The 23,006-nt window shown below is 50.2% G+C and carries 27 protein-coding genes and 1 pseudogene; 19 read left to right on the top strand and 9 right to left on the bottom strand.

Going from position 1 to position 23,006, the window contains the following annotated elements; all coding sequences use genetic code 11:
- Positions 1-132 precede the first annotated feature (132 nt).
- From pnuC to KXG62_RS26140, 4 genes are all read left to right on the top strand, one after another.
- The gene (gene pnuC / locus KXG62_RS26155; RefSeq protein WP_218094982.1) at positions 133-795 is read left to right on the top strand and encodes a nicotinamide riboside transporter PnuC; all 663 of its coding nucleotides are present in this window, start codon (positions 133-135) and stop codon (positions 793-795) included.
- Positions 771-1,793, top strand: a complete 1,023-nt coding sequence (locus tag KXG62_RS26150) for an AAA family ATPase (protein ID WP_218094981.1) — start codon at positions 771-773, stop codon at positions 1,791-1,793. The genes pnuC and KXG62_RS26150 overlap by 25 nt, the downstream gene beginning before the upstream one ends.
- Positions 1,794-1,986: 193 nt before the next feature.
- Entirely contained in the window at positions 1,987-2,469 is a 483-nt protein-coding gene (locus tag KXG62_RS26145; RefSeq protein ID WP_218094980.1) for a DUF2975 domain-containing protein, read from the top strand.
- A 10-nt stretch (positions 2,470-2,479) separates the two neighbouring features.
- Entirely contained in the window at positions 2,480-2,692 is a 213-nt protein-coding gene (locus KXG62_RS26140; protein WP_218094979.1) for a helix-turn-helix domain-containing protein, read from the top strand.
- Positions 2,693-2,942: 250 nt separating this feature from the next.
- Here the strand turns inward: KXG62_RS26140 and KXG62_RS26135 are convergent, their stop codons facing one another.
- Positions 2,943-3,854: a LysR family transcriptional regulator gene (locus KXG62_RS26135; RefSeq protein ID WP_218094978.1), complete on the bottom strand. Its 912-nt coding sequence runs from the start codon at positions 3,852-3,854 to the stop codon at positions 2,943-2,945.
- 190 nt (positions 3,855-4,044) lie between these two features.
- Between KXG62_RS26135 and KXG62_RS26130 the strand changes: the two genes are divergently transcribed.
- The 4 genes from KXG62_RS26130 to KXG62_RS26115 all read left to right on the top strand — a co-directional run bounded on the left by KXG62_RS26130 (position 4,045) and on the right by KXG62_RS26115 (position 6,785).
- Positions 4,045-4,509, top strand: coding sequence for a DinB family protein (locus KXG62_RS26130; protein ID WP_218094977.1), 465 nt, complete (start codon positions 4,045-4,047; stop codon positions 4,507-4,509).
- A 92-nt stretch (positions 4,510-4,601) separates the two neighbouring features.
- Positions 4,602-5,006, top strand: coding sequence for a nuclear transport factor 2 family protein (locus tag KXG62_RS26125; protein ID WP_218095015.1), 405 nt, complete (start codon positions 4,602-4,604; stop codon positions 5,004-5,006).
- Positions 5,007-5,206: 200 nt separating this feature from the next.
- Positions 5,207-5,566: a VOC family protein gene (locus KXG62_RS26120; RefSeq protein WP_218094976.1), complete on the top strand. Its 360-nt coding sequence runs from the start codon at positions 5,207-5,209 to the stop codon at positions 5,564-5,566.
- A 103-nt stretch (positions 5,567-5,669) separates the two neighbouring features.
- A complete protein-coding gene (locus tag KXG62_RS26115) occupies positions 5,670-6,785 on the top strand; it encodes a hypothetical protein (protein WP_218094975.1) in 1,116 nt (371 codons plus the stop codon).
- Positions 6,786-6,888: 103 nt separating this feature from the next.
- Here the strand turns inward: KXG62_RS26115 and KXG62_RS26110 are convergent, their stop codons facing one another.
- Entirely contained in the window at positions 6,889-7,557 is a 669-nt protein-coding gene (locus KXG62_RS26110; protein WP_218094974.1) for a nitroreductase family protein, read from the bottom strand.
- Between the two features lie 278 nt (positions 7,558-7,835).
- Between KXG62_RS26110 and KXG62_RS26105 the strand changes: the two genes are divergently transcribed.
- Together KXG62_RS26105 and KXG62_RS26100 are read left to right on the top strand one after the other, a co-directional pair.
- Positions 7,836-9,188 carry an aminotransferase-like domain-containing protein gene (locus KXG62_RS26105; RefSeq protein WP_218094973.1) on the top strand — a complete coding sequence of 451 codons (1,353 nt, stop codon included), beginning with the start codon at positions 7,836-7,838 and terminating at the stop codon, positions 9,186-9,188.
- 135 nt (positions 9,189-9,323) lie between these two features.
- Positions 9,324-9,596, top strand: coding sequence for a hypothetical protein (locus KXG62_RS26100; RefSeq protein WP_218094972.1), 273 nt, complete (start codon positions 9,324-9,326; stop codon positions 9,594-9,596).
- A 238-nt stretch (positions 9,597-9,834) separates the two neighbouring features.
- On the opposite strand, the gene KXG62_RS26095 is transcribed toward KXG62_RS26100, so the two are convergent.
- Positions 9,835-10,386 carry a dihydrofolate reductase family protein gene (locus KXG62_RS26095; RefSeq protein WP_218094971.1) on the bottom strand — a complete coding sequence of 184 codons (552 nt, stop codon included), beginning with the start codon at positions 10,384-10,386 and terminating at the stop codon, positions 9,835-9,837.
- An 88-nt stretch (positions 10,387-10,474) separates the two neighbouring features.
- Positions 10,475-11,425 carry a helix-turn-helix transcriptional regulator gene (locus tag KXG62_RS26090; protein ID WP_218094970.1) on the bottom strand — a complete coding sequence of 317 codons (951 nt, stop codon included), beginning with the start codon at positions 11,423-11,425 and terminating at the stop codon, positions 10,475-10,477.
- Between the two features lie 104 nt (positions 11,426-11,529).
- Here KXG62_RS26090 and KXG62_RS26085 point away from each other — a divergent pair, with 104 nt between their 5' ends.
- Positions 11,530-12,174 (top strand): peroxiredoxin-like family protein, encoded by a 645-nt coding sequence (locus KXG62_RS26085; protein WP_218094969.1) that lies wholly within the window; start codon positions 11,530-11,532, stop codon positions 12,172-12,174.
- Positions 12,175-12,287: 113 nt separating this feature from the next.
- On the opposite strand, the gene KXG62_RS26080 is transcribed toward KXG62_RS26085, so the two are convergent.
- Together KXG62_RS26080 and KXG62_RS26075 are read right to left on the bottom strand one after the other, a co-directional pair.
- Positions 12,288-13,301: a zinc-dependent alcohol dehydrogenase family protein gene (locus KXG62_RS26080; protein ID WP_218094968.1), complete on the bottom strand. Its 1,014-nt coding sequence runs from the start codon at positions 13,299-13,301 to the stop codon at positions 12,288-12,290.
- A 16-nt stretch (positions 13,302-13,317) separates the two neighbouring features.
- Positions 13,318-13,686, bottom strand: a complete 369-nt coding sequence (locus KXG62_RS26075; RefSeq protein ID WP_218094967.1) for a hypothetical protein — start codon at positions 13,684-13,686, stop codon at positions 13,318-13,320.
- A gap of 116 nt (positions 13,687-13,802) precedes the next feature.
- On the opposite strand from KXG62_RS26075, the pseudogene KXG62_RS26070 reads away from it, so the two are divergent.
- The 4 genes and pseudogenes from KXG62_RS26070 to KXG62_RS26055 all read left to right on the top strand — a co-directional run.
- A pseudogene (locus KXG62_RS26070) lies at positions 13,803-14,593 on the top strand (Tn3 family transposase); the annotation flags it as partial.
- 581 nt (positions 14,594-15,174) lie between these two features.
- On the top strand, positions 15,175-15,603 hold the full coding sequence (locus KXG62_RS26065; RefSeq protein WP_218094966.1) for a VOC family protein: 429 nt from the start codon (positions 15,175-15,177) through the stop codon (positions 15,601-15,603).
- 12 nt (positions 15,604-15,615) lie between these two features.
- Positions 15,616-16,395 (top strand): hypothetical protein, encoded by a 780-nt coding sequence (locus tag KXG62_RS26060; protein ID WP_218094965.1) that lies wholly within the window; start codon positions 15,616-15,618, stop codon positions 16,393-16,395.
- 44 nt (positions 16,396-16,439) lie between these two features.
- A complete protein-coding gene (locus tag KXG62_RS26055) occupies positions 16,440-17,051 on the top strand; it encodes a TetR/AcrR family transcriptional regulator (protein WP_218094964.1) in 612 nt (203 codons plus the stop codon).
- Positions 17,052-17,295: 244 nt separating this feature from the next.
- Here KXG62_RS26055 and KXG62_RS26050 read toward each other — a convergent pair whose 3' ends face one another.
- The 3 genes from KXG62_RS26050 to KXG62_RS26040 form a co-directional block, all read right to left on the bottom strand.
- Complete coding sequence (locus KXG62_RS26050; RefSeq protein ID WP_218094963.1) at positions 17,296-17,724, bottom strand: SRPBCC family protein; 429 nt, start codon at positions 17,722-17,724, stop codon at positions 17,296-17,298.
- A 178-nt stretch (positions 17,725-17,902) separates the two neighbouring features.
- Positions 17,903-18,400, bottom strand: coding sequence for a DinB family protein (locus KXG62_RS26045; RefSeq protein WP_218094962.1), 498 nt, complete (start codon positions 18,398-18,400; stop codon positions 17,903-17,905).
- A 69-nt stretch (positions 18,401-18,469) separates the two neighbouring features.
- Positions 18,470-20,116: a stalk domain-containing protein gene (locus KXG62_RS26040; RefSeq protein WP_218094961.1), complete on the bottom strand. Its 1,647-nt coding sequence runs from the start codon at positions 20,114-20,116 to the stop codon at positions 18,470-18,472.
- Positions 20,117-20,317: 201 nt separating this feature from the next.
- Between KXG62_RS26040 and KXG62_RS26035 the strand changes: the two genes are divergently transcribed.
- The 4 genes from KXG62_RS26035 (at position 20,318) to KXG62_RS34445 (ending at position 22,836) form a co-directional block, all read left to right on the top strand.
- On the top strand, positions 20,318-21,124 hold the full coding sequence (locus tag KXG62_RS26035) for a nucleotidyltransferase domain-containing protein (protein WP_218094960.1): 807 nt from the start codon (positions 20,318-20,320) through the stop codon (positions 21,122-21,124).
- Between the two features lie 197 nt (positions 21,125-21,321).
- Positions 21,322-21,642, top strand: a complete 321-nt coding sequence (locus KXG62_RS26030; protein WP_218094959.1) for a hypothetical protein — start codon at positions 21,322-21,324, stop codon at positions 21,640-21,642.
- A 156-nt stretch (positions 21,643-21,798) separates the two neighbouring features.
- Positions 21,799-22,308: a metallophosphoesterase gene (locus tag KXG62_RS26025; RefSeq protein WP_218094958.1), complete on the top strand. Its 510-nt coding sequence runs from the start codon at positions 21,799-21,801 to the stop codon at positions 22,306-22,308.
- 393 nt (positions 22,309-22,701) lie between these two features.
- Positions 22,702-22,836, top strand: coding sequence for a hypothetical protein (locus KXG62_RS34445; RefSeq protein WP_281426998.1), 135 nt, complete (start codon positions 22,702-22,704; stop codon positions 22,834-22,836).
- Positions 22,837-23,006 lie beyond the last annotated feature (170 nt).

The raw sequence follows: 23,006 nt of genomic DNA, 5'->3' as shown, positions 1-23,006 counted from the left end.
CCTTCTTTTTTAATTATCGATAATGTCATGTTGATATTATTGTAATGACAATTAATGTGGCGGGACGATGCATAACCTAAAGTAAGCGTTAGTATGCATGAAAATCCGGATGAAAGCAAGGAGGAGCTTCAGATGAATAAACGTTGGATGTTACCCGTACTCATGCTGCTGATGGTGGCGATTGCCGTGCTCACCTCGTCCACGACGCTCGAGATCGTGGCGACGACGACAGGACTATGGTGCGTGTGGCTTACTGCAAGAGAGAAGCTATGGGCTTGGCCGGTCGGGCTGGTCAATGTTGGCTGCTTCTTCTATATGTTCGAGGAAGCCAAGTTATATGCGGATATGACGCTGCAGGTCTTCTTCTTCGTGCTAAGCATTTACGGCTGGATCGTATGGCTGACGAAAAGAGAGGGAGCCGAAGTCCGTCCCACCCGTACGATCACGCTCCGCGAGGCAATGCTGATGGGGGTGCTGCTCGTAATCGTAACGGCCGGCTGGGGATACATGCTGCAAACGCACACGGATGCTTCCATTCCATACGCCGATGCGCTCATTGCGACGCTTAGCCTGATTGCGCAGTATTTGTTGTCGTCGAAAGTATTGGAGAACTGGCTGTGCTGGATGGCGGTCGACGTCATGTCGGTCGCCATGTATGCATACAAAGAGCTGTATGCGGTAGCTTTTCTATATGCAATCTTCTTATGTATCGCCACGGCCGGGTATATCGCCTGGAAGCGTGAGCTTCAGCTCGACAGGAGGAACGGGACATGCGCCAACACCGAACAGGCTTGACACTAGGGAAATTTGCGCCGCTGCATCGCGGTCATCAGCGGATGATCGAGACGGCGATGGAGGAAACGGATGAAGTGATCGTCGTGATCTACGACTGCCCGGACACGATCGATATTCCACTGAACGTCAGGGCGAATTGGATTCGAACGCTTTATCCGCAAGTGCAGGTGATCGAAGCTTGGGACGGCCCGGAGGCTATGGGTGATACCCCCGAGATTAAGCGGATGCAGGAGGCGTATATATTGAAACGGCTCGGGGGAAAACCAATTACGCATTTTTATTCCAGCGAGTTCTACGGCGATCATATGAGTCAGGCGCTCGGGGCGGTCAACCGCCAAGTCGATCCTGACCGGCTGATGGTTCCGGTATCCGGCACGCAGGTTCGAGATGATCCTTATGCGAACCGGCACTTCCTGAGCCCGGTCGTTTACCGGGATATGATCGCAAGATTCGTGTTCCTCGGGGCGCCGTCCACAGGCAAAACGACGCTCGCCGCCCATATGGCGGAGCGGCATGATACGGTATGGATGCCCGAGTACGGCAGAGAGTACTGGGAGAAGCACCAGGTTAACCGGCGTTTGACGCTTCGGCAGCTGGAGGACATTGCGGAAGGACATCTGGAGCGGGAAGAGAAGCTTGTACAGGATGCGCGCGGCATGCTGTTCGTCGATACGAACGCGATCACGACGTATATGTTCTCGCTATATTACCATGGCGAAGCGACTCCGTTGTTAGCGCAGCGGGCTGTGGAAGCCGCTTCCCGTTATGATCTCGTGTTTGTATGCGATACGGATATGCCTTACGACGATACGTGGGATCGATCAGGAGAGGTGCAGCGACACGTTTTCCAGAAACAGATCATCGCCGATCTTCAAGTACGCAACATTCCGTATATTATCTTGAGCGGATCGCTGGAAGAGCGCGCAGAGCAGGCGAGCCGGATGGTTGCCGGGTTCCGCAAATACCGAAGCTGTCACTACACAGGAGGGTTAGGCTGATCCATACGTTAGAGAGCATGCATTTCTACGGAGCAGGCGCCGCGGCGACCTGCTCTTGACTTTGAAGTCGCAATATCAGGCTGGAGTGGAAATTTTAACAATAAATAAATCATATGAATAAATATATTTTTATTGTAAAACGATAAATTATGTGTTACATTCAAATCGAGATTCCATAAGTGAGGTGCTTATTGTGAAACATGGAACGACGTTGTTTTTAAAGATCGCTGTGATTTGCATTGGAATTCCGATTCTGGCTTTATGTATCTTTCTGGTGCCGGAGATAGGGAAATATGCAGTCGTATTGTACCCGGAGCTCCCTTTTTTGAAATTTCTCGTGATGACTCTTTTTTACGCATCGGCGATCCCTTTTTACTTCGCCCTGTATCAAGCATTTAAGCTTTTATGCTATATTGACAAGAACAATGCGTTCTCGGAATTGTCCGTTGGGGCTTTAAAACGTATTAAGTACTGTGCGATCATCATCAGCAGCTTGTATGTGGCCGGCATGCCGCTCTTTTATCTGATCGCCGAGAGAGACGATGCCCCAGGGGTCATCATTATCGGGATGATCTTGATTTTTGCCTCCTTGGTGATTGCCGTCTTTGCTGCGGTTCTCCAGAGGCTCTTACAAGACGCGATTGATATCAAATCGGAAAATGACTTAACCGTCTGAGGTGAATAATATGGCAATGATCATCAATATTGATGTGATGCTCGCAAAAAGGAAGATGAGCGTAACCGAGCTTGCGGAGAGAGTTGGCATTACCATGGCTAACCTTTCGATATTGAAAAATGGAAAGGCCAAAGCCATTCGGCTGTCCACCTTGGAGGCGATCTGCAAAGCACTGGAGTGCCAGCCTGGGGACATATTAGAGTATCAAAGCGAGGAAGGCTAGCGGGGGTGTCAGCCACCCAACAGCGTAAGATAGCAGGGTTGACTAGAGGAGGAAAAGGCGCTGCCTGTGGAGAATAGATGGAAAAGGAACAAATTTCCATAGGGGGTCGTTGAGTGCGTATTACAATCGTTGAAGGAGAGCAATCCGCAAGCTTCGGCCAGACAGCGCCGGGGCTTTTTTGGTATGCAGTCAAGTGGCGGGACGGCATTAAGCGCCGCGCCGGCGTCCTATCGTGTATCGACGGTTTCCGCTAGCCTGACGAGCGGCCGGTATGATTCATGACGCTTTGCAGGAAAGCCTGCAATTCTTGTATAAAAAGCTTGGCAGCTTGCCCCATAAATTTGTCCGTCCGATAGAGGATACAAATGTCTTGGCTGGGTGTCGGATGCAGCAGCTTCACGCCAACGATCTGTTCACGGTTCAAATAATCCAGCAGCAGCTTGGGAAGAATGGAAGCTCCGATGCCTTGCTCGACCAAGGACAGCTGCGTCGATAAGGTGGAGGTTACGATCGGGTTGTCCATCGTAATTCCTTTTTCAAGACAGCAGGACTGGATGACCTTAGTAATCTGATGCTCGGGACCGAACAGGACCATCTTCAGCTCCTGCAGCTGTTCGAACGGAACGGCCTTTAGCTTCGCCAGAGGGTGATCCGACCGGACGGCCAGCACAAACTCCTCGTGAAATAAGGGAATTACCGCAATACTCTCATCAGGCTTGAGAGGCACCGTGGTCACTCCGAGATCTCTCGTGCCGTCAAGGACCTGTTCGTATACATCCGTGGTTTCCGTCACGCTGATCGATAGCTTCGGATACGTTTTATGGAAATCGATAAGCAAAGCGTCGAACAGCAAATCGCCATCTCCCGGTAAAATGCCGATGTCCAGCCTGCCGCCTTCCATTTGCTTCAGATCCGATATCGCCCTCTTGGCATAGTCGACATGCTCGAAGATGCTGCGGCTTTGCTCGAGCAGGATGCGTCCGGCGTCCGTTAACGCGATCCGCTTGCCGATGCGGTCAAATAGCGGAAGTCCAATCTCGTTCTCCAAAAACTTGATCTGCTGGCTCAAATTCGACTGGGTGGTACAGAGCTTTTCAGCCGCCCTGGAGAAATGCATCTCCTTACAAATGGCAGCAAAGTATTCAAGCTGTCGAAGTTCCAATGCGGATGCCCCTTTCGGTGATCGATCTTCCTCCGTCATTATAATCGCTGAACCCCGGTTCCAGCAATTTCTAAATAAATCATTACTGAAACCGATCGATAGCATCGGATTTACGTGATTGTTGCGAAGCGGCAGATGGAGGTAAGCTGTAAGTGTGAAACGAACAACCGACCAAGAGGAGGATTCAATTATGACACAATCGATTATCCGCACAGGGAATGTGCTTCGCTCAATCGTCATCGGCCAGCTGCAGGAGGTATCGGAATCGCAGATGGACATCCAACCGGAGGGCTTCCGCAATACGGTTCGCTGGAATATCGGTCACATCGTGTATTGGATGGATAAATACGTATCGCTCAGCTTCGGCTTCCCATCCGCCATACCGCTGCAATGCGAGGCGCTGTTCAACTCCGGGACGAAACCGTCCGATTGGGCGGAAACGCCTCCGCCCAAGGAAGAATTGATTGGGATGTTAACGGCGCAGCTGTCCCGGCTTGCCGAACTGACACCTGAAATGCTCGAACGGAAGCTGCCGTCTCCGTATGCAATGGGGCCGTTCTCATTCGTGACAGCCGGTGACTTGTTTAATTTCGCTTTGATGCACGAAGCGATTCACCTGGGTGTCATTTCAAGCCAGCTTAAGCTTGTTAAGTAAAAGCGGATCACATTCAAAAAAACATTCAGGAGGCGATAGCGATGGCTGAATCGAAGCTTCATACCAATGAAATACAGCTGAACGATTCGTTCATGGGGAGAGCCGCAGGTTCGGGACCATCCCGAAACCGTGAAGTATTCGGTGCTTTCAAGCGGGCTTTTGAAACAGGGCATACTGCAGATTTTGTGAATAGGGTTACGGAAGATTTCCATTTCTTCGTGCCGCTCCCGCTTGAAGGGTGGAACCACGAGCAGCAGGGCAAGGCGCGGTTCGAGGCATTGATCCGGTTCGAGCGCTCGGTATTGCAGGTGCAGATAACACCGCTCATCGAGCTTGAGAACGAACGCTGGGGGATTGTCGTATTTCGCGCGGAGGGCATGCTGAACGGTCTGCCTTATCGCAATGAGCTTACGGTTGCCTTTGAGTTCGAGGCCGACCGGATTCGTTCCTTCCGCGAATATGTAGGCATGCCGCTAAAAAACTACGAGATCCCGTAATCGTGCAGTATGGCGGCTCGATGTAACGGATATGACAAGTTCAGTAAAACAGTGAGAGTCTGGACAGGGATGTTCTTGTCCATGGCTGTCGCTGTTTTCCATTTTCGGGGTGCTGACGGGGAATTTGCATTGCTTATTTGGATAAATTTGGTATATGATGTATAAGAACGTATATTCTTATGTTAGGACGGCCAATACATATGTGGAAAAGAATTGAGTGTACTGCAGTATACACAGAAAACATCGAATTGTCGGTAGACTTTTATCAGTCACTTGGTCTCAATAAGGCTTGGGAAGCGTTCCAAGATGAAGATAAACAGTGGAAGCTTATCGGAATGAGTTTTCCGGAAGGAACTGCTCAGTTAGTTCTCAAGAACAATCCCAATCTTGCAGTTGCCGAAATAGAAATCGTTGTTGAGGATGTTCGCGGCACTTTCGAATCGCTACAATCAAACGATCAAGTGAAATGGATTCGCACTCCATTCCCTAACCCAAACGGCGGATACGTAGCTGTAATGCAAGCGCCTGATCGAAACATATTCGTTTTAGTTGGCAAGTAGGGGGCTTAGCCCGAAGTGGTCTGCTGTTGGAAATTAACGTAATGGTGAATATTTTTTCATGAGGGCACAATCAAAACTTGAAATAAAGCAGGGAGGTTTTTCGATGGTTGATGTTTTTGCTGTCGCTGATATTATAGTGAATCACATTAAGACAAGCTATCCCCAAGATGTCGCGATCGTCGGATATTACGGATCCTATTTGCAGGGGCGAGCGACGGAGCGGTCCGATTTGGATTTCTTCTTCATTCCGGCCACAGCCAGAGGAAGAGAAGTAGAATGCCAGTTTATAATCGACGGCATAAGTTTTGATTTTTGGCCGATCGGATGGGAACGTGCTGAGAGAATGGCAACGTTCGAGGACTGGAGCACGACGATTATAGCAGACTGTGAGCTGCTGTATGTACGATCAGAGGATGATCTTGCGAGATTCACGGAACTACGCGCGACGATATCCAGCATGGGAAGCGGGTCTAAAACACCTGCGATGATCAGTAAGGCCGAAACGGTGTTAACGGAATGTTTTATCAGCTTGGCGAAGATGCGGCTTGCCGACAATCCCAAGGAGTTATCCTATTGTCGAATCAAAGCTCGAGAAATTGCTGGAAACATTGTGAAGTCACTTGGCCTCTTGAACCAAATCTACTATAAGCGCAGTTGGGGCCACTATCGCGAGCAAGTCAGGGAACTTCCCATAAAGCCGGACCAACTGGATCAATACCTCGATACTATGATGTTCAGCCTAAATCCAGATGAGATTATATTGGCGTGTGAGAAGTTGACGGCAGATACGGCTCGCCTTATATCGGAGCGGCAAGATAATCAAGAAGAGACTCGCTCATTTGAAAAGCGAATGAAAGGGTACTATGAAGAGGCAAGGGGGATGCTGAACAAACTGTTAACCGCGTGCGAGAAAGGCCATTACGAAACAGCTTTCTTCGTTGCTAGCGGTGTACAAGACGGGCTTGCTCGAATATTGTATGCCGCGGAAAAAGGACGCTGGCCCGGTAAGGTTGATTTGGGTGAGCATCGGGCGTTCTATATTCGTCATGGGTACCCAGATCTTGTGGCGTTGTTGGATCCAACAGATTTCGAGCCATTGCGATTAGCCGTTCTGCATCTTATCGAGAAGTTAGAGCATCACTTAAGAACAGAAGGTGTGGTTTTGAACCTGTTTGACTCTGTTGCTGAGTTCGAATCCTTTTATATGAACAGAGCTTGATTGAATAAAAAGAGTATAAGGAAACAGATCACCACGATGGCAAAAATCTAACGAAGTCTAATCAGGCTGCGTTAGATGTGCGCGAACGGTGGTTGTTTTTCAATTATAGATCGCTGTCCAGCTCAAACCCGTTCCAGACAATCGTATCCTCCACTGGGAAACGGGAGGTCGCTCGAGCAGGCTTGGCCGCCTTGCCTATGGCGACGAGCAGGACCGGGACATAACGCGGCGGGACATGGAACGCTTTGACGAAGGCGTCGGCGTCGAAGCCGACCATCGGGCCGGAATCGAGGCCCATCGCTTTTACGGCGAGCATGAGCTGCATGGCGGCCAGCGATGCGTTGCGAATCGCTTCGTCGCGCCGATAGGAGGAAGACTCGCTAACCGCATACGCTTCTTCGATTTGATCGAACAGCGCTTGATGAGAGCGATAGCCTGCGTAAGCATCCTCAAGTCCTGCACGGATGACGGGCCCGTACACGGTTTCGGCATTCCGGCCTGCTTCCAAGTCCCCGAGTATGGCGATCGTTACCGAAGCGTCGACGACCTGTTTCTGGCCATTGGCGACCGGAAGCAGCTTTTCCTTGGCGGCCGCTTCGGTGAAGGCGACGAACTTCCAATGCTGCAGATTCCAAGACGACGGGGCGCTGCCCGCAATGTTCAGAAGCTCCTTGATTTCTTGCTCGCTAAGTTTATGCGACGCATCAAAATATCTAACGGAATGACGTTCACGGAATAGGGAGAAATGATCGGTTGGATTAACGGATGACATTTTTTATCGACTCCTTTGCATGAATAGTTTGTACGGACCGTTCTATTTATCGCATCTTATCGCATCGCGGACTTTTCCGCAGAATTTCAATCCAGACGGGCTGTGTGAAGAACCTCCTTCTTTCTTCTAACTAACTGGAGCTGTATTCGCGAACGCACCTCCGTTATTTGACATGATAAGCCGCGCTGCCGCTTGGAACAATAGCATTTTTGTCAAAGTGTATCGATACAGTTAACCGAGTATCCTATATAATGGCAGGAGGAAGAGAGGCGAGCGGTATGAAAAGATATGAGGATGTTCTCTCCGATATGGAGCAAAAAATAGACGGAGGGCAATTCGTTTCGGGGCAAAAGCTGCCTTCCGTGCGAACAGCCGCGCAGCTGTACGGATGCAGCATCAGTACGATTACGCGGGCATATGCGGAACTTATGAAACGGCATGCCATCTACTCGATCGCGCAAAGCGGATATTATGTGGTGGAGAAGCCCGGAAGCCGGACGGGCGTCACGGAGAGCAAGGCAATCGATTTCGCTTCTGCTATGCCGGACCCGAGCGTGTTTCCGTATTTGGATTTCCAGCACTGCTTGAACAAAGCAGTGGACACATACAAATACGATCTGTTTACATGCGGCGACTCGAAGGGGCTGGAGACGCTTCGGCGTACACTCGTCTCCCATTTGGCGGCAGATCAAGTATTTGCCAAGGCGGAGCGGATCATCATCACGTCGGGTATCTCACCGGTGCTTGAATTGTTGGCGAGGATGCCGTTTCCGAACGGGAATTCGGTGATCCTGGTTGAGCAGCCGAGCTACGATCTGTATTTGCGGTTTCTTGAAACGGAAGGCGTTCCGGTATGCGGAATCGCCCGTACGTCGGCTGGCATCGACTTGCGGGAATTGGAGGAGAAATTCAAGCTTGGCGGAATCAAGTTTTTCTACACGATGCCGAGATACCACAATCCGCTTGGGACCTCGTACAGCGCGGAAGAGAGGAAAGCGATCGCCCGATTGGCAAGCAAATATGACGTATACATCGTAGAGGACGATTATATGGCCGATTTGGGCGAAGAACCGGGTCTCGATCCGATTTATGCTTATAACGGCACGTCGCACGTCGTTTATTTGAAAAGCTTCTCGAAAATCATTTTCCCCGGACTCCGGCTCGGTGCCGCCGTGTTGCCGGAGAAGCTGCTCGGGACGTTCCATGAATACAAAAGATATGCGGATACTTCGCTGCTGTCCCAGGCTGCGCTCGAAGTGTATATCAAAAACGGCATGTACGAACGGCATAAACGCAAAATAAGCAGCCAATATGCAGCCCGGATTCGCGCTCTGAACGAGGCGGTCCAGCGGTATAACGGCGCGCAGTTACTGGAACGATCTGATGTTCACTACGGAGTGTTTGTGCAATTCAAGCTGCCTCAGACGGTCAATCTCGAACGTCTCATCGAGCGCCTTGCGACTAAGCATATCTTTGTCGTCTCCGGCAAGCCATTTTACTTATCGGATTATATCGAGCGGGAGAAGTTTTTGCGGATCAGCATCTCGCGGGTCCAGCCGGAGCAGATCGAGGAAGGGGTTCGGGAGATCATCGAAGAAGTGAGACGTGAAGTCAGGTCTCCATCTTACTAGCGTTAAACAACAAGTGTCACGCAAGCGGCGCGTTAGTGCGATTGGAGTAACTGTGGGGCTGTGGTCTACCTAAAAAACCGGTGTAGGAAGATGGGGTAAATACCAAATTTTAAATAACACAAAGGAGCAGAGAGTATGATTGTAGGAATTGATTTTGGAATACACCAGGAGTTTATTGATATTTCAGAGGCTTTGGGAGAGCGGATTGAGCAATTACAGACTGAATTTCTAGGGTGGTTATACAATAAAGAAATAGATCACGAATATTGGATTTATAAGGACGGAGAAAAATGGGGAGTCAATTATAATGGATCAGCCTTTGTAGAATGGTTAAATAATAATGTTTCTGAAAAATTAGTTTTGCTTCAAGGTGGTCAATATATTTCAACAAAAACGATTTATTTCTAAATAGGGGTCCCGCCAACAAAACGCGGATAACGTACGCTAAGGTATATTTATTGGACCATACGCCCTATGTGTGCAAAAACAGGCTGCCATGGCAGCCTGTTAGTTTATTGAACTCGTACCCGTTAGCACAACAATTAATTTATATGAGCTAGCATCCAATACCGGTCCACGATATCGCGAGGATCTTAAAACCACTTCAAATGTTTAGGATTTAGCCACATGGATGTTGATTTCCTGATCAATCTTTTCTTTCCGCAAGATAAGTCAGAACAACGACGCCTGAAGCGAATGTCTTTGTTTCCGCCAGTTTTAGCACTTTCTTATCGATCACTTCTCCAAAGAGGCGTTTTCCGTTTCCGAGGACAACTGGGAAAACCATGAGCCTATATTCGTCGATGAGGTCAAGCTGCATCAGCGTTTGAACGAGCGTGCAGCTGCCAAATACCAAGATATCCTTACCGGGTTGCTGCTTCAGCTTGGATATTTCCTCCGTGATCTCGCCCTTGATCAGCGATGAATTGTTCCATTCCGCTTTTTCCAGGGTTGTTGAAATCACGTGCTTGGGGTAACCATTCATCATTCGGCCATATTCCCCTTCTTGTTCAATCAATTTAGGCCAAGCCGCTGCAAATTCATCATACGTTTTGCGTCCAAGCAGAAGAGCGTCGCTTGCCTTCAGTTCATTGAACTTGAATTGCTTTGTTTCTTCACTACGGAATTGGGCTGTCCAATGCGGATTTTCCATGATGCCATCCAGCGACACTAACTCAGATACAACTACTTTTCTCATGTTCATTCTCCTCGTTTCCATTTTGAATGACCTCACTCGATTTTTGTTTTTTTATCTCATTTATTTAGACGAAATTCGAATGCAATATTCATCGGTTATATTTGTTATTCATCCGTTTGATCCTCTGCCGGATCATCTCTACAGCTTCGGGCGGCTCCACAATTTCAGCTTCTTCGCCAAGCGCCCATATCATATTTACATAAAAGGAAATATTGTCGACTGGCACCTGAATACGAGCGAGCGCGCTCGCGTCGTCCCTCATTTCAAGGTAAGGTGCGAACCTGCCGTTCGATAACACCGCCTGCACGCCCGAGGGCGTAAACGAGACGACAAAATCCTTTTTCGGCTTCGCGAGCCACTCCGCTTTGTCCCAATCTTTTACTGTCCGCTCATCTACTTCGTCTAGGCATTGAATAGAGGGATTAGTGGTGGCCGTAAGAATCCGGTCAGCGCGAAACAGTCGGTATGCGTAACGGCGGAAACAGAAAGCCGGGCAATACCAATACCCTTGACTTGCGTACAGGCCGATCGGCTGAATATCCCTTGTCGATTCTTCTGTGCCGGATTTGTATGTGATCGTAACGGCGCTGCGAAGCATGACGGCCTGCAGCAGCGTTTGTAACACAGAGGAAGACATGGACCGGAATGGACTCCAAATGGCCACTTTGTTTCTCAAACGCTCTATTTGCTGTCTAACATCTGCAGGCAGGTAATGATAAAATTTGTTCAGCGCAGTGGCCGCCCCTTCACCGAATGGAAGAGACCCGAAGAACTCCAAGGACTGACAGGCGAAAAACATGGCGACCGCTTCGCTCTCGGTGAATGTGATGGGAGGAAGCATCCGTTCGCGCAGCAACCGGTATCCTCCCCCTCTCCCCTGTACGGAGTAAATAGGAACGCCTAGCGTGCTCAACTCTTCGAGATCGCGCGTGATGGTGCGCGTCGATAGGCCAAATTCCTTTGCCAGCTCTGGCACGGTGAATGATTTCTTGACGTTGATGACCATGATAAGCTGAATGAGCCGCTGTGATTTCAGCATTCATATCCTCTCCTTTTTCATCAAGAGTACTGAACAAGTCAAGATCTGTCTTGTTTACATGATACGCTAACTTTGCACCACAAAACATAGGAGGTTGAATAAATATGGATGGTCAATTGAACAAACATCTGCTGATCAAGGAAGAGGAGTTCCGCGGCAGCCTGCCTGCCGAACACGAAATCCTGATGAAATCCATCGATTATTTGAAGCAATCGGGCATCGCAAATGGCTTGCAGGCCGGCGACACAGCGCCTGACTTTACCTTGAAGGATTCGCTTGGTGCACCGGTTAGCTTAAGTGAGTACATTGCCAAAGGACCTGTTATCTTGACGTTCTACCGCGGGAGCTGGTGTCCGTTCTGCAACTTGCAGTTGCGGGCGTACCAGGAGATGCTGCCACAATTCAAATCGACAGGTGCTAACTTGATTGCAGTTTCCCCCCAAAAACCAGAAGACTCAATAAGCCGTCAAGAGAAAGAGGAGCTTCCATTTGCTGTCGTGTGCGATACGAACGGCAGCGTGGCCGACCAATTCAAGTTGCGTTACGAAGTATCCAGTTCGCTTAGAGAGCTTTACGAGAAGCTCGCGATTAATTTGGATGAATATAATGCAAACGGGCAATGGTTTTTGCCAGTATCCGCAACTTTCGTGATCGATCGGAATTCCGTCATACGCTATGCGTATGTCGATCCCAATTTTATGCGCCGGTTGGAACCGGAGATCATTATGAATGTATTAAGCTTACTGTAATCCAGCAATTCTGTACGGAATTCTCAGCGAGAGATTCCGTTTTTTTGTAAGTATAACGGAGCCTTGCAATACGCAAAGGTATTGCAAGGCTCCGTTAATTCATATACACATCTTTAACTTACTCGAATAATAACTTTACCGAAAGGGTTGCTGTCTTTATAATAAACCAGCGCCTGATCAAATTCGTCAAACGAGAACACACGGTCAATTACAGGCTTTAATTGGTGGCTTTCCATGAAGCGGACCATATTAGAAAAATGGCTTCGGTTGCCTACGGCAATGGAGTGCAGCGAATAGACATTAGAGACGAGGGCATTATAGTCGACCTTATCAACATGGTTGGCAAGGCCGCCGATCAAGCTGATTTGGCCATTCAGAGCCGTTGACATGACCGACTGCGTGAGCGTACCCGCACCGCCGACTTCGATGACTCGATCGACACCAGTGCCACCGGTTATTTCGCGTACAGCCATGTGCCACTCCGGTCGTGCCTTGTAGTTGATCACTTCGTCCGCACCGAGTGCCTTTAAGCGTTCGGACTTTTCCGGTGATGATGTTGTTGCAATGACTCGGACACCGAGCCGTTTAGCAAATTGCAGTGCAAATAACGAAACGCTCCCCGAACCGAGCGTTAGAATCGTTTCTCCCTCTTGTATGGGAACGCCGCATTGCAGCGCATGCCATGCCGTAACCCCGGCACAAGGCAGAGCCGCTGCCTCTTCGTCGGATAAATGCGAGGGTACCGTTACAAGGGCTTCTTCCCTTAACACCACGTATTCAGCCATCATGCCGTCGAGAGAACCTCCAAGCTGTGCTGCTTGATCCATGTTGAACGGACCCTCGAGCCAGTTGGGGAAGATGGAAGCCATTACGCGGTCTCCGGGTTTTACGCGTGTTGCGCCCTCACCGACCGCAACAACCTCGCCAGCGCCGTCCGAGACGGGGATGACATCCTGGCGAACAGGTAACGGATAGCGTCCCTGAAAGATGATCATCATTTCCCGGAAATTGAGAGAGCAGGCCTTTACGCGAATCAGAGCTTCTCCCGGTCCAGGAACCGGTACGTCCTGCTCGGTCTTATAGAGACCCGACAGCCCCTTACCCATATGAGCTCGATAGCTTTTCATTGGAATCACCTCTTTTCTAGATCGCATCGGAAAATTGATAATCGGTCTGAATTCGGCCGTACTGGTCAAGAAGAATGAACACCGTGCCTGCGGCAACCACATTCCCACCGCTCTGCGGTACCATGAACCACCGAAGTCTTACGGCATCATGATGATAGTTAAAGGATGAGTCGATCTCAAAAATGTATTCCCCCGTCCCGACATAACGCTCATAAGTTGATCTAATTCTGTCCTCGATCGCCACATGTCCGACAAAAGCGTTTGTCTCCATATAGTGAGCACCTTCCTCAGTCCATAGCTCGGCGATCCTTCTCCTTCGCCTCTCAGCATCCGGTTCGTTCCACACCTCATTATACCGGCGTAAGAATAGTTGGACGTCAACCATGCAATCATCACCTTTCTTCGAGATAAATTCGATTTGCTACAAGATCAAAATAACATATTAACTTGTCAAATCATGTCTTGTTTATTTGCATCTATTAATAGTCCAAAAAACGATCGTTTTCTAAAGTGATTAATACAAACGCTAGGGATGCGGTGCACGTCATTGATGGATTACTCCACCATGAAACAGACTTAGCCATCGAAGAACATTATACGGATACAGCCGGATATACCGATCAAGTCTTTGGTTTGACACACCTTCTTGGCTTCCGATTTGCACCGCGATTACGTGACCTTTCAGATTCCATGCTTTATACCATCGGGAAGTCCAGCGATTTTTCGAAACTGGAGAAGCTGCTGCGCGGACAGATCAATACAAAGATCATTCAAGAGAACTACGATGATGTGTTGCGGGTGGCGCATTCAATCCGGGAAGGAACGGTTTCTGCATCCCTAATAACGGGGAAGCTTGGATCTTATTCGCAGCACTCCGGGAAATGGGACGAATCGAAAAAACCATCTTCATTATGGATTACCTTTCAAGTGAGGCGCTACGACGGAAAATCCACAGGGGCTTGAACAAAGGAGAAGCCATGAACGCATTGGCCAGAGCGATCTTCTTCGGCAAGCATGGCGAGCTGCGTGAACGTGCTCTGCAAGACCAGCTCCAGCGGGCCAGCGCATTGAATATTCTCATCAATGCAATCAGTGTATGGAATACGGTCTATTTGACCCAAGCAACAGAATTTAGAAAGAGCAGCAAGCAATTAAATGAGGACTTGTTGAAACACATATCCCCTCTTGGATGGGAACACATAAATTTCCTAGGCGAATACAAATTTGATATAAAACAAATCGCATCTTTAAAAGGATTACGCCCTCTCAAACAGCTGTCAAATGAAGAATAAGAACAAGATGACTCGAATGACATTTACAACATTTACGAGAGATATGAGTAAGATAATGGCCTTCTAGAGTCGTGCACCGATGAAGAGATAAAAACGAGCCGGATTTTCCTTAGCGTACGGATTATCCGGCTTATTTGGATAAATTTTCGCTTAGCGTACGTTTTCCGCGTTTTGTTGGCGGTACCCCAAATAGCATGGCCCAAAGTGAATTGAAAATGTTGCTGTAGTTTACGGAGAACGATAACTCAGAGATGCAGAGGCCGCCGCGATGGGGCGGTGTGTTTTTTATATGGCCGGAACATGGATACCTTGAAGAGTGGGCACTTCGGCTCGGGATTGCCCCTGAGCTTCTTAACCGTCTCTTATTGCATGGGCCGGCGAAAAGCGGATGCGCGTATTTATGATATTACCCTTCAATGGCATGACGCTGCGCCCGCGGAGGTCATTTCGTAGATGATGCGGAGGAGAATGTACGGGTCGCACAAACTTTTGACATACCAACTGATTTTTTTTAAAACCATTTACATACATACAGTATGTATGTTAAAATTCATTTATCATATCCGAGAGGGGCTTTTCCCATGAAAATATCCAGTTTTTATCCCGTCATCTTAACAGATCAAGTTCTGGTCACGGCTGCATTTTACATCGAGCATTTTGGATTCGAGAAAGTTTTCGAGGCGGATTGGTATATCAGTTTGAAAAGAATCGAAAATGACATGGCTTTCGAATTGGCGATTCTCGATGCCGCTCACCCAACGATTCCCGAACCTTATAGGACGACGGTAAAGGGGATGATCTTTAACTTTGAGGTAGATGATGTGGATGCCGAATACGAACGCCTCATTCAACAGGCGAAACTTCCCCTGAAGCTTGATATTCGGAGCGAGGAGTTTGGACAGCGGCATTTCATCACTTCCGATCCCAACGGGATATTGCTCGATATCATTACCGTCATCCCTCCGACGGAGGCGTTCAGCAGCCAGTATGTCGATAACACATGGAAATAAGGAGACACTCGTATGGGGACGCATGTACCTTTGAAAAATTATTTCGGCAAAGAACTATGTATCCGGTTAGCCGAATCAATCAAGCCCTGCTATCCTGATTTTCCAGTATCTCATTTTGTTACGGCTGTCGCGGATCATGTGGAACCGCTGGAACTAAAGGCCAGAGTCCAAGTAATCGCAGAAGAGCTGCATGATGCATTGCCGTTCGAATATCCCGATCAACTGGCTATCTTGTTACAAATACTTGGTCCGGAGAATGATACGGAGCAGGGAATGTTCACGGAAGGGTTCTTCCTGATGCCTGTCGCCTATTTCGTGGAACGATATGGGTTGGAGCATTTTCGAATATCGATGGATGCGCTATATGAAATCACCAAACGTCATACTTCGGAATATGCCATACGACCGTATATACTCCGTTATCCGGAGGAATGTATGGAGTTACTCGCCTCTTGGGCTTACGACTCCAACTTCCATGTTCGCCGTTTAGTCAGCGAAGGTACGCGTCCTCGGCTTCCGTGGGCCAAGCGGATGAACATGTTACAAGGCGATCCGTTGTGTAATCTTGCTTTACTGGAGCCATTGCTGGATGACTGTTCAACCTATGTCAGAAGGTCAGTGGCCAATCATTTGAACGATTTGACGAAGGATTGTAAACAGGTCACAATAAATTGGATGGCTGACAAACTAAGCGCCGGATGGGCGCATGGCCCGAGCATGGTTCGCCACGCATTAAGATCATTAGTGAAGTCCGGCGATCCGGATGCGCTCGCTATGATCAAGGAGCTATAGGAATCGGGGACACCAATGTTTTATGAATGGAGAATCTATCGATCATGAGGAGAAGTAAAGCGGAAACAACGGAAACGATTCGCAAACTGATCGAAGTCGCCCGAACGCATTTTACCGAGCATGGCTATGCGAATGCCGCATTGGAATCGATCGTTGCTGAAGCGAATTTGACGCGGGGCGCGGTCTACCATCATTTTCGCAGCAAAAAGGAATTGTTTCGAATCGTCCTTGAAGACGTCCAGCGCGAGGTTGCCGAAAGGGTAGAGCAGGAAGCATCGACAAGCGAAGATCTGTGGCAGCAGCTCTACCTCGGCTGCCGCGCATTCATGATGGCGGCCGTTGAAGACCGCAACCGGCGAATCATGCTGATCGACGGACCTGCGATATTAGGCTGGGATGTTTGGAGGGAAATGGATAAGAAGCATTCGATGCGTCTGCTAAGGGAGCAGCTTGAGATCATGCAGGAGCAAGGGTACGTTCAGAAGGTTCCGCTTGACGCCGCGGCTCATTTTATTTCGGGCGGCTTGAATGAGACGGCGCTCCGGCTTGCCAGCGAATCGATGAAGCCGAATGCGCTGGAGGAGACGATGCAGGTGCTCTCCGTATGTTTGGAAGGCTTTAAGCGAATGACGTACAATCCTCCGTTGTCCGATTAACCATTTGGCCGAATGGTAAAGAATGCTGCCGTTCCTTTCGCTGTCGCGGCAGCATTTGAATGCATAACCAGCTAACGGTCGACCTGTGTTGAAATAAACGTGACACTTACCTGCTTTTTCCTAAAGAAAAGCCCTCAAACAATCTGCCGCCTGCGACAATCGCTCATGATCCGATTCACCTCGCGAAGTACTAACGGAAAAGAGCCACTCTCAGCAAGTGACTCGGAGAAAAGCAACGTAACCTTTATTTCGAAAGCTCGCTATACTTTTTAAAATTGTCCAAAATCGCTTGCCAGCCTGCTTGCTGCATCTCAATCTCATGGGTAGATTCTGCTTCAAATGCCTCAGTCACTTGAGTCGCATTACCCTGACGGCTAAACGTAACCGTCACTTTTCGTCCATCGCCAAGCGTGTATGCAATAAATTCATTTGTTCTCACTTCGTCATATACTCCGCCAAAATCAAATCCAAAGCTGCCATCCTTCGCTTCCATTCTGGTAACGAACGTTCCGCCAGCCCTCAAATCGTTTTCCGCTTTTGGCGCATGCCATTCATCGGCAGCAAAAGACCACTGTGTGATATGTTCCGGTTCTGTCCAATACGCCCACACTTTCTCGACAGGCGCTTGAACCGTCGTTTCTACCGTGATCGTTACGGGTTTGCTTGTTTCCATGACATGACCTCCAATTATGATTTCAAATGTTAACTACAGCTATTATAGCATGCACTTCGTAGCTAGATTTCTTCCAGATTGCTATCGTGAAAATGACGTAGCGTCCTTCCCGTAAAAAAACAGTCGCAGAGTACCGGCGGTTATGCCGATGCCCCGCGACTGTTCGTCGTGTCCTCGTTTATTTGCCTTCCTCATCGGCGGAGGGACCGTAGAGGCCCGGCACAGGGATATCGAGAAGCCGCAAATAAACTCCAAGCTGCGCGCGGTGATGAACCATGTGGCTTAATCCGAAGGTGCGAAGCGCGATCGCCCGCGGTTGGCGCAGGATGATATGGTCGCCGTTCCGCAAGGTCCATTGTTCGCCGAGCGTGGTTTCGTCGCATTCGGCTAACAGCTTTTCAAGCTTAATGATGTTCGCGTCGAATTCCTCCAGCATGTCTTCGCGTCGGTTCAGAGGCTCCCGCCGAAGCGGCACGGTCGAAAGATCGAATTCCGGATAAAGAAAGATGGCGACTTGCCAGTTCAGCAGATTGATCAGGTGCGTGGCCAGACCGCTCAATGTCATCGATTTCTCATGCGGTTTCCACGTCATATGCTCCTCGGGCAAGCGCTCCAGAATGCGGCGCGTAGCGGTCAGCTCCTGCATGGCGTCTCCGACGATCAGTTGTTTTACCATAGATTTCTTCGCCTCCCTTATACAAGCTAGCATACTATAAACCCGGTGGAGTGGAAAGGCGCAGCCCAACTACTTTGCGTTTCCGAATTCGATCACCGCGATGGAAGCGCCGATCCCGGGAGCGTTCGGATTGTTGGCCCCGCGCGGCTGATCGAAATTGCTGATATACAGCTTGCTTCCGACAAAATGAAGGCTGGCTGGAAACTCCAGCGGCCCTTGATTGCCGTTCTGCGCAACCTCCGTCACTTTCCCGTCCAAGCTCACGCGGACGATCGCATTCCGCTCGTTGGCCGCAATATATATCGCACCGTCCGGGCCGAAGTTGAGCCCGTCGGCTCCGTAGAGCAGCTCGCTCTTCGCGATACGCTCCAGTTTTCCCAAGGAGCCGTCCGCCTGCATCGTAAATCGGTTCACCTCGCCCGAGCTGGTGTTGGCGACATACAGCTTGCCATCCGGACCGAACGCGATGCCGTTGACGACGATCTGCTGCTCCTTGCGCTCCGCCGCAATGCCGCTCGGGTAGGTGCTTAACTTCCCGTCCGGCGTGACTTTGTAAATATTGCCGTTCGCGCCGCCGCTGACGTACAGGTTGCCTTTGGCATCGAACGTCAGCCCGTTGGCGCCCTGCACGCCGCTTACGAACGTTTCCACCCGCGACGTATCGAAAGGCCCGCCGTTCAAATCGCTCGCGTTCACTTTGAAAATGACGCCTTCCTGACCGCCGCTGGCGATGTATAAATTGCCCGCCGCATCAAACGCCATCCCGGTTCCTGAGCGGGGAAGCTCGGTCAGGACGTCCATCGCTCCGCTCTCGGCCATGATTCTGTACAGCTTTTTCGAGTCCATCTCTGCCGTGTACACGCGATGCTTGGCATCGGCAATGACGCCTTCGATGCGCAGGCCGGCCGACTGGTTCGGATCCAGATCCTTCAGAATCGATACGGACACGGTATGGAACGGAATCGTCTGCTTGACCTCCGGTTGAATCGGCTTATGATCGTTGCCGACGAGTTGCACCGTCAGCGTATGTTTGCCGGGCTTCACGTCGCGAAAGACGACCGGCTCATTTTTAAACACTTTGATCGCACTGGCAGCATCCAGCTTTTCATTATCCAGCCACACATGAATGTGGCCCTCTCCCGCCTTGGGCTCCTTGTGCTGGGCAAAATCTTTCAGCACATGATGAAAGGCGGAGATAGATACTTTGACCTCGCTCCCCGTGACATAGCCGTCCGGCGAGATGCCGTGGACGAGCATAGCGGGCTTCGTGTCGATCCGAGACTGCATGCTTACGGTCCGTGTCTTGTTCTCGTAGCCGATCTGGTAGCCGAACGCCTCGAAAACGGTACGGACGGGAAGATATACGCTGCCGCCAATGTCCTGAAGCGGTGTGGCCGTTGCCAGCTCCAGCCCGTTGATACGATAGGACAGAGCGCCGGCTTTCATCTCCAGCGTATTGCCTGCTTGGACCAGCGTCAGCGTCTGCGTCCCGGCATTCCACTTGGCCTCGGCCCCGAGCTGCTTGGCGGCCGCTTCATAAGGCGCGTACAGACTGCTGTCGACGAGAAGGCTTTGCTTGGCAAACGATGCTTCCGCCTTGCCGATCAGAACGGCCATGTCCGACTTCACGGATTCCGCCGCGGCGCCCGCAGCTGCCGATAACAGCAAGCTCCCGCACAGGATTGACATGACGGCGAATCGGTTATTGTGATTCATCCGTATAACCTCCCAAATTTATAATTGTAAGCACTTCCAATAGTTCTCCACTCCGCTTATTTTTTCCTTCGATAACAAATCATAACAATATTAAATTTTTGTAATTTATTTCTGTCGCAGCCCAGGTGCGGTATGTTAGGAGGGGAATACCCGGTAGCGGCAAGAGGAGAAGCGAAATGATCGTAAGGGAGGAATCGGCGCATGAGCGGAATTCCGCAGCATGTGATCGCGGCTTTGCAAGCTATTGAACAAGAAGAGCACGTGCGCATCCTGTACGCCTGCGAAGCGGGAAGCCGGGCATGGGGCCTTCATTCGGAGGAGAGTGACCATGACGTCCGGTTTATATATATTCGGCCGACGGCATGGTATTTATCGATATTCGATCAAAGCGATGTCATCCAACGTCCGGCGGGCAGCTCGCTGGATCTGAGCGGGTGGGATCTGAGAAAAGCGCTCCGGCTGCTTCGCAAATCGAACCCGTCGCTGCTGGAATGGCTGCAATCGCCGATCGTATATGCGCAGCGAGAGTCGGTAGCGTCACAGCTGCGCAACTGCTCGGCAGCAGTGTTCTCTCCAAGGTCTTGCGCCTGTCATTACTTGAATATGGCAAAGAGGAACATCCGATTGCTTGAGAAGGACCGGCAGCGCATCAAAAACTACGTTTACGTGCTGCGCCCCATCCTGGCCTGTCAGTGGATTGAACGCTACCGCACCATGCCTCCGCTTGCTTTTCCCGATCTAATGAAGCGCCTGGTGCTGGAAGGAAGCGAGCTGTGGGCAGCAATGCTGCAGCTGTCGGAACGCAAGAAGTCCGGAGGCGACCTAGCCGATGGGGAACGGTGGATGACCCCGATCCATACGTTCCTGGAGCGGCAGCTGGCGTGTTACGATCAGGCCGCGGTCAAGATGGCGGAGCGTCAGGAGCATTCGGAGGAGCAAGGGGATGATGACCGGCTCAATACCTTGTTTCGTTCTGCACTGAATGACGTATGGGCATCCGATGTGTGACCGTATACGCTGTCGACGCTTATCGATGCTGCGAAGATAACGTTGTCGCTCCGGAAGGGCAGCTGCTATATCATCCCCGACCATGGACGGGGGAGCCGGTTTGACTTAAGTCCGATGTTTGACGAAGCGCCGCAGCGTATAATAAACTCATAACAACGGAGCCCTATAGCGGGCTGCATATTCGGGAGGAAACGCCAATGAGCTTATCTAGACTCATGAAATTCGTAACGGGCGGCATGGAAGCTTTTCTGGGCATACCGGTTCTGGGAGGCGCCTTCATCATTTCTACGGGATACACCGCCCTATGGGTGATGCTCGCCTTACACCTGGTCACCTTGCTCATCTGTCATAATGAACGTTCGGGCCGGTTAGGCAGCGTAGTCGGGATCTTTACCTCGATGATCGGCTTTATTCCGATCGTGGGCATGATCATGCATATCATATCCGCCATTATCCTCGTCCTGGGGGCGCTCACGCAGCAGGACAACTATCCGCCGACCCATCGCAGATTGCGATAAGGCGGGGCATATCCCGCAGCGAACAAATCGCCGAATTTGCGAATTCCGGCGGTTTTTCGTTATGGAGAGCTATGTCCGGCATTGGATTAGGCTATCGCAGCGCATCTGCACAGGCGATGGGGCACGGAATCGTAACTGAAACGGAGGCTGGATGCATTGGGCAGCGTATTTGTCATATCGGATCATCATTTCGGTCATAAGCACATTATCGATTTTGAATCCCGCCCATTCGAGAATGCGGATCAAATGAATGAAGCGATGATCGATAAATGGAATGCCGTCGTAGGGAAGGACGACAAGGTGTTTCATCTCGGTGACTTCTCATTCTTGAATCGGGAGAAGACCGGAGCGATTGTCAGCCGGCTGAACGGCTATAAATATTTAATTATGGGCAATCACGACCGGGGGAGAACGCGAAGCTGGTGGCTGGATGTCGGATTTGACGAAGTCAGCGAATATCCGATCGTCTACAACGGCTTTTATTTATTATCCCACGAACCGATGTACATGAATAAGCATATGCCTTATGTCAACATTCACGGACATATTCACGGGCAAAAGTATGAAGGCCCGCAATACGTCAATGTGAGCGTGGAACATTGGAACTACGAGCCGGTCCGCTTTGATGCGATCCAGGAAATGGTCGCGCCGAAAGAGGAACAGTGACGCGCCGGAATCCGCATATGCGCATTCGCATCCACAGGCTGGTGCGCCGTGGTGTCGGTTTTGCCGATGCGCGCCATGTGTCCGTTAGCGAATCGTCTCTTATCGGGCGTTTACTAGATTGATAGATGGGGTATCCTGTTAACAAGGTTCCCATTCTTTCGGAGGTGATGCCCGATGAGAACAACGCCAGACGTCAAGAAGCCGATACATCATTCGCGCCATCCTGTTCTATGGAGCATTCGCGATGGCATACTGATGCGGGCCGCAGCTGCTAAAATCCATAAGCCCCGCAAGCTTCGGGGAGTGAGCGTATGAGCACCTTCGCGAAGCCCGTTATTCCGCAAACCGTCGCTGAATCGATCGAACGTCTGCGGGCGCAAGGGTGGTCGGACGATGATTTTTTTTCAATTTTGGCAGTATGACGAAGAGTGCCCCGACGCCCGCCTCCTGTACCATTACTTCCGCCGTCACCGCGCCGTCTTCGCGGCTGCTATCATCAACGGCTTTGAAGTCGTGAGAGGCGCGTAAGGGACCGCCCTCGTCCAGTTACGGACCGCATTCGCTCGGGATGCGGTCTTTTTTTTACGTAAATGTATCTCTTAGCACCAAACCAGACTGCGGAGCGATACCACGAAGAGCTACAAAGAGATATCTTCTTGAATAGTGTCAATTTGAAAAATGGCAATAGGATGCCCGAG

This window comes from Paenibacillus solanacearum (genome assembly GCF_910593845.1).
In the GTDB taxonomy this organism is placed as follows: Bacteria; Bacillota; Bacilli; order Paenibacillales; family NBRC-103111; genus Paenibacillus_G; species Paenibacillus_G solanacearum.
The sequence above is the reverse complement of the archived record's forward strand: the minus strand, read 5'-3'. Positions and strand labels throughout refer to the sequence as shown.

Coding starts and splice junctions, on each gene's coding strand:
- pnuC (WP_218094982.1), top strand. CDS start 133: ATGAATAAACGTTGGATGTTACCCGTACTCATGCTGCTGATGGTGGCG.
- KXG62_RS26150 (WP_218094981.1), top strand. CDS start 771: ATGCGCCAACACCGAACAGGCTTGACACTAGGGAAATTTGCGCCGCTG.
- KXG62_RS26140 (WP_218094979.1), top strand. CDS start 2,480: ATGGCAATGATCATCAATATTGATGTGATGCTCGCAAAAAGGAAGATG.
- KXG62_RS26130 (WP_218094977.1), top strand. CDS start 4,045: ATGACACAATCGATTATCCGCACAGGGAATGTGCTTCGCTCAATCGTC.
- KXG62_RS26125 (WP_218095015.1), top strand. CDS start 4,602: ATGGGGAGAGCCGCAGGTTCGGGACCATCCCGAAACCGTGAAGTATTC.
- KXG62_RS26120 (WP_218094976.1), top strand. CDS start 5,207: ATGTGGAAAAGAATTGAGTGTACTGCAGTATACACAGAAAACATCGAA.
- KXG62_RS26115 (WP_218094975.1), top strand. CDS start 5,670: ATGGTTGATGTTTTTGCTGTCGCTGATATTATAGTGAATCACATTAAG.
- KXG62_RS26110 (WP_218094974.1), bottom strand. CDS start 7,557: ATGTCATCCGTTAATCCAACCGATCATTTCTCCCTATTCCGTGAACGT.
- KXG62_RS26105 (WP_218094973.1), top strand. CDS start 7,836: ATGAAAAGATATGAGGATGTTCTCTCCGATATGGAGCAAAAAATAGAC.
- KXG62_RS26100 (WP_218094972.1), top strand. CDS start 9,324: ATGATTGTAGGAATTGATTTTGGAATACACCAGGAGTTTATTGATATT.
- KXG62_RS26095 (WP_218094971.1), bottom strand. CDS start 10,386: ATGAGAAAAGTAGTTGTATCTGAGTTAGTGTCGCTGGATGGCATCATG.
- KXG62_RS26090 (WP_218094970.1), bottom strand. CDS start 11,425: ATGCTGAAATCACAGCGGCTCATTCAGCTTATCATGGTCATCAACGTC.
- KXG62_RS26085 (WP_218094969.1), top strand. CDS start 11,530: ATGGATGGTCAATTGAACAAACATCTGCTGATCAAGGAAGAGGAGTTC.
- KXG62_RS26080 (WP_218094968.1), bottom strand. CDS start 13,301: ATGAAAAGCTATCGAGCTCATATGGGTAAGGGGCTGTCGGGTCTCTAT.
- KXG62_RS26075 (WP_218094967.1), bottom strand. CDS start 13,686: ATGGTTGACGTCCAACTATTCTTACGCCGGTATAATGAGGTGTGGAAC.
- KXG62_RS26065 (WP_218094966.1), top strand. CDS start 15,175: ATGAAAATATCCAGTTTTTATCCCGTCATCTTAACAGATCAAGTTCTG.
- KXG62_RS26060 (WP_218094965.1), top strand. CDS start 15,616: ATGGGGACGCATGTACCTTTGAAAAATTATTTCGGCAAAGAACTATGT.
- KXG62_RS26055 (WP_218094964.1), top strand. CDS start 16,440: ATGAGGAGAAGTAAAGCGGAAACAACGGAAACGATTCGCAAACTGATC.
- KXG62_RS26050 (WP_218094963.1), bottom strand. CDS start 17,724: ATGGAAACAAGCAAACCCGTAACGATCACGGTAGAAACGACGGTTCAA.
- KXG62_RS26045 (WP_218094962.1), bottom strand. CDS start 18,400: ATGGTAAAACAACTGATCGTCGGAGACGCCATGCAGGAGCTGACCGCT.
- KXG62_RS26040 (WP_218094961.1), bottom strand. CDS start 20,116: ATGAATCACAATAACCGATTCGCCGTCATGTCAATCCTGTGCGGGAGC.
- KXG62_RS26035 (WP_218094960.1), top strand. CDS start 20,318: ATGAGCGGAATTCCGCAGCATGTGATCGCGGCTTTGCAAGCTATTGAA.
- KXG62_RS26030 (WP_218094959.1), top strand. CDS start 21,322: ATGAGCTTATCTAGACTCATGAAATTCGTAACGGGCGGCATGGAAGCT.
- KXG62_RS34445 (WP_281426998.1), top strand. CDS start 22,702: ATGATTTTTTTTCAATTTTGGCAGTATGACGAAGAGTGCCCCGACGCC.